Source organism: Neisseria sp. P0021.S005 (assembly GCF_051956955.1).
Genome location: NZ_JBQCWY010000343.1, coordinates 1 through 3206 on the forward strand (window position 1 = coordinate 1; position 3206 = coordinate 3206).

At 55.1% G+C, this 3206-nt stretch carries 3 protein-coding genes; 1 reads left to right on the forward strand and 2 read right to left on the reverse strand.

All coding sequences use genetic code 11. From position 1 onward, the window contains the following. Positions 1-539, forward strand: a 539-nt coding sequence (locus tag ACTHUE_RS13880) for a DUF4198 domain-containing protein (RefSeq protein WP_440423758.1), incomplete at its 5' end; no start/stop codon positions are given. Positions 540-583: 44 nt separating this feature from the next. Here the strand turns inward: ACTHUE_RS13880 and ACTHUE_RS13885 are convergent. Then, entirely contained in the window at positions 584-1435 is an 852-nt protein-coding gene (locus ACTHUE_RS13885; RefSeq protein WP_314460632.1) for a DUF5672 family protein, read from the reverse strand. A 37-nt stretch (positions 1436-1472) separates the two neighbouring features. Then, positions 1473-3206 (reverse strand): DNA mismatch repair protein MutS (mutS, locus tag ACTHUE_RS13890; protein WP_440423760.1); only part of this gene is annotated, 1734 nt, incomplete at its 5' end.

Consider the following 3206-nt stretch of genomic DNA (forward strand, 5'->3'; position numbering starts at 1 on the left):
ACCAACCGACTTTCTGGTCGAAAAACCAAGACGGCTGGAAACAGCAAACCTTGAAACAGCTGGCCGGTGCCACCTATTGCGAACAATCGCAAATGTTCGGCAAGAGCTTTGTCCAAGTGGGCAACGGTGCAGTTGATGAAGCGGTATTGACCCGCCCTATCGGCCAAGAGCTGGAACTGGTTCCGCTGAAAAATCCGAACGCAGTCAAAGCCGGCGGTATTTTGCCGGTCAAAGTCCTGTACAAAGGCGAGCCTTTGGTTAAAGCCACTGTTACCGCCAGCTCGGACACTTTGGCGGAAATGGACTTGGAATCAACCCATGACCACCGCGAACCTCAAGGCTTTTCCGGCAAAACCGATAAAAACGGCGTGGTCAATGTGATTACTCTGATTGACGGTTTGTGGAAAATCAAAGTGGTGAACGAGACCGATTACAGCGATAAAAGCGTATGTCAGAAAGACAATACTTACGCAACGCTGATTGTGCCTGTCGGTACCAAACGCGCGGCTGCACGCCATGCCCACCATCATCAACATTAACAACCATTAAAAAAAGGCCGTCTGAACTTTCAGACGGCCTTCATTTATTCTAATTCATAACCCAAATTTCTAAAAAAACGGGATAATGTTTCCAACTCATCACCATTTAATTGGGCAAAACGGACACGGTTGCAGCCAGTCAAGACTACATTGCCCATCCAGTGCGCCCCAAAGACGTGCTCTAAAGGGACATTCCTCATTCGATTGATAAACGGTACTTCTGAAGAAAATTGTGTAGCAATATTCGGAGGCGCGAATTTCAGACCCAAGTCCTGCAATCTATAACGGTGTTGCGCCGTCAAAAACATATCCTCGTGGTGCAGCCGCACCAGCCATTCCATACCGGCCATTTTTCCGTCTTTCGGCGGCAAAGGCGGCCGGATTTCTACATTTAGGCCCAGTTGCCGAGGCATGGTTAAAAGCCGCTTGCTGCGCAGGCTGAAACCGCCGTTCTGCGGCTCGTCCAAATTCGGGGAAGTCTGAATCAGATGCTGTTTGGCCAAATATTGGTCGGTCCCCTTCAGGAAAAACTGCCCGTCGGCTTCTGTTTCCAACAAAATCGGCAAAGGTGCGCCGATGTAGTCATATTCCCGATAGGCATCCTGCCAGTTTTGACCATTCAACACCCAGCCGTCATTCTGAACAATCAAACAATAATCGGTTTCGATGTAATACATCAGTTGGTACAAAACAAACAGATTGTATTCCAGATAACCGAATGGCCGGCAAGGCTGATGCAGGATATTCTCCGGCAAACCTTGCGGACGGCTCGGGCTGATCAGCAATCCACGGCTTCCGGGCAATTCGGCGCAGCTACGGGCAACGGCGTACATCGTGCCCTCGGTATAAGAATCTGCGCCGGTAATACCCACCACGGTAATGTCAGCAAAACTCATTATATGTTTCTCCTGTTTCAGACGGCCTTTGTGTTGTTTACGACACCTTGTTGCAGATATCTTTCAAACGGTACAAGGCATCCAAGGCTTCGCGCGGCGTAAGGTTGTCGGGCTGGATTTGCGCCAACGCTTCGGCCAACTCATCGGTCTGGGCATGGCAAACCGGTTCAATTTCCTGTTCTTCCTCACCCACTCTATTTTCAGACGGCATGGCGCTGAAAATGTCCAACTGCGGACGGTTGGCGGCGGCTTGGGCTTCAAGTTCGTCCAGATGTTTTTGGGCGGCTTTGAGGGCGCGGTTGGGCAGGCCGGCGAGTTTGGCGACGGCGATGCCGTAGCTTTTGCTGGCGGGGCCGGGCTCGATGTGGTGGAGGAAGACGATGTCTTGTCCTTGTTCGAGCGCGGAAAGGTGCATATTGACTGCCGTTGCGTAGGCTTCGGGCAGGCGGGTCAGCTCGAAATAGTGGGTGGCGAATAGGCTGAAGGATTTGTTTTTTTGCAGCAGGTGTTCGGCGATGGCGTGCGCGAGGGCGAGGCCGTCAAAAGTCGACGTGCCGCGACCGACTTCGTCCATGAGGACGAGGGATTGGTCGGTGGCGTGGTGGAGGATGTAGGCGGTTTCGCTCATTTCGACCATGAAGGTGGAGCGGTTGGAAGCTAGGTCGTCGGATGCACCGATGCGGGTGAAGATTTGGTCGATGGGTCCGATTTGGGCTGAATCGGCAGGCACGAAGCTGCCGGTGTGCGCCATGAGGACGATGTGGGCGACTTGACGCATGTAGGTGGATTTGCCGCCCATGTTGGGGCCGGTCAGGAGCATGAGGCGGTGTTTGTGGTCGAGGCGGGTGTGGTTGGCGGTGAAGTGGCGCACTTGTTGCTCGACGACGGGATGGCGGCCGTTTTCGATATGGATGACGGGGTAGTCGGCGAACTCGGGGCAGACGAAGCCGCGTTCGGCGGCAATCGCGGCAAACGTAGAAAGTACGTCGAGGGCAGCAGCGGCTTTGGCGGCTTTTTGAAGCTGCGGCAAGGCCGTCTGAACTTCTTTCAGTAAGGCTTCAAACAGGCGTTTTTCCAATGCCAATGCTTGCTCTTGCGCGGTCAGAACTTTGTCTTCGAAGGTTTTGAGTTCGGGGGTGATGAAGCGTTCGGCGTTTTTGAGGGTCTGGCGGCGTTGGTAGTCGGCAGGGGCTTGTTCGGCCTGGACCTTGGATAGCTCGATGTAGAAGCCGTGGACGCGGTTGAACTCGACTTTGAGGGTGGAGAGACCGGTGCGTTCGCGTTCGCGCGCTTCGAGGTCGAGCAGGAATTCGTCGCCGTGGTTTTGGATGTGGCGCAACTCGTCGAGTTCTGCCGAATAGCCTTGGTTGATGACGCCACCGTCTTTGAGCCAGACGGCGGGTTCGGGCATCACGGCGGCTTTGAGGGCTTCGGCGACGGGCAAGGTTTCGGGGAAAACGGCTTTGAGGGTTTCTAAGAGACTGCTGCCCTCGGCGGACAGTTCGATTTCATTCAGGGCAAACAGGCTGTCGCGCAGGGCGGCGAGGTCGCGCGGGCGGGCGTTGCCGACGGCGATGCGGGCGGCGATGCGTTCGATGTCTGCGATGTTTTTCAGACGGCCTTGCAGGGTTTCGTATTGCGAACCTAACGCGGCAACGGCTTCTTGGCGGGCGCAGATGTGGGCTCGGCTGCGTAAGGGGTGGTGCAGCCAGAGTGCCAAGAGGCGGCTGCCCATGTGGGTGGCGCAGCCGTCGAGTATGGAAAACAGGGT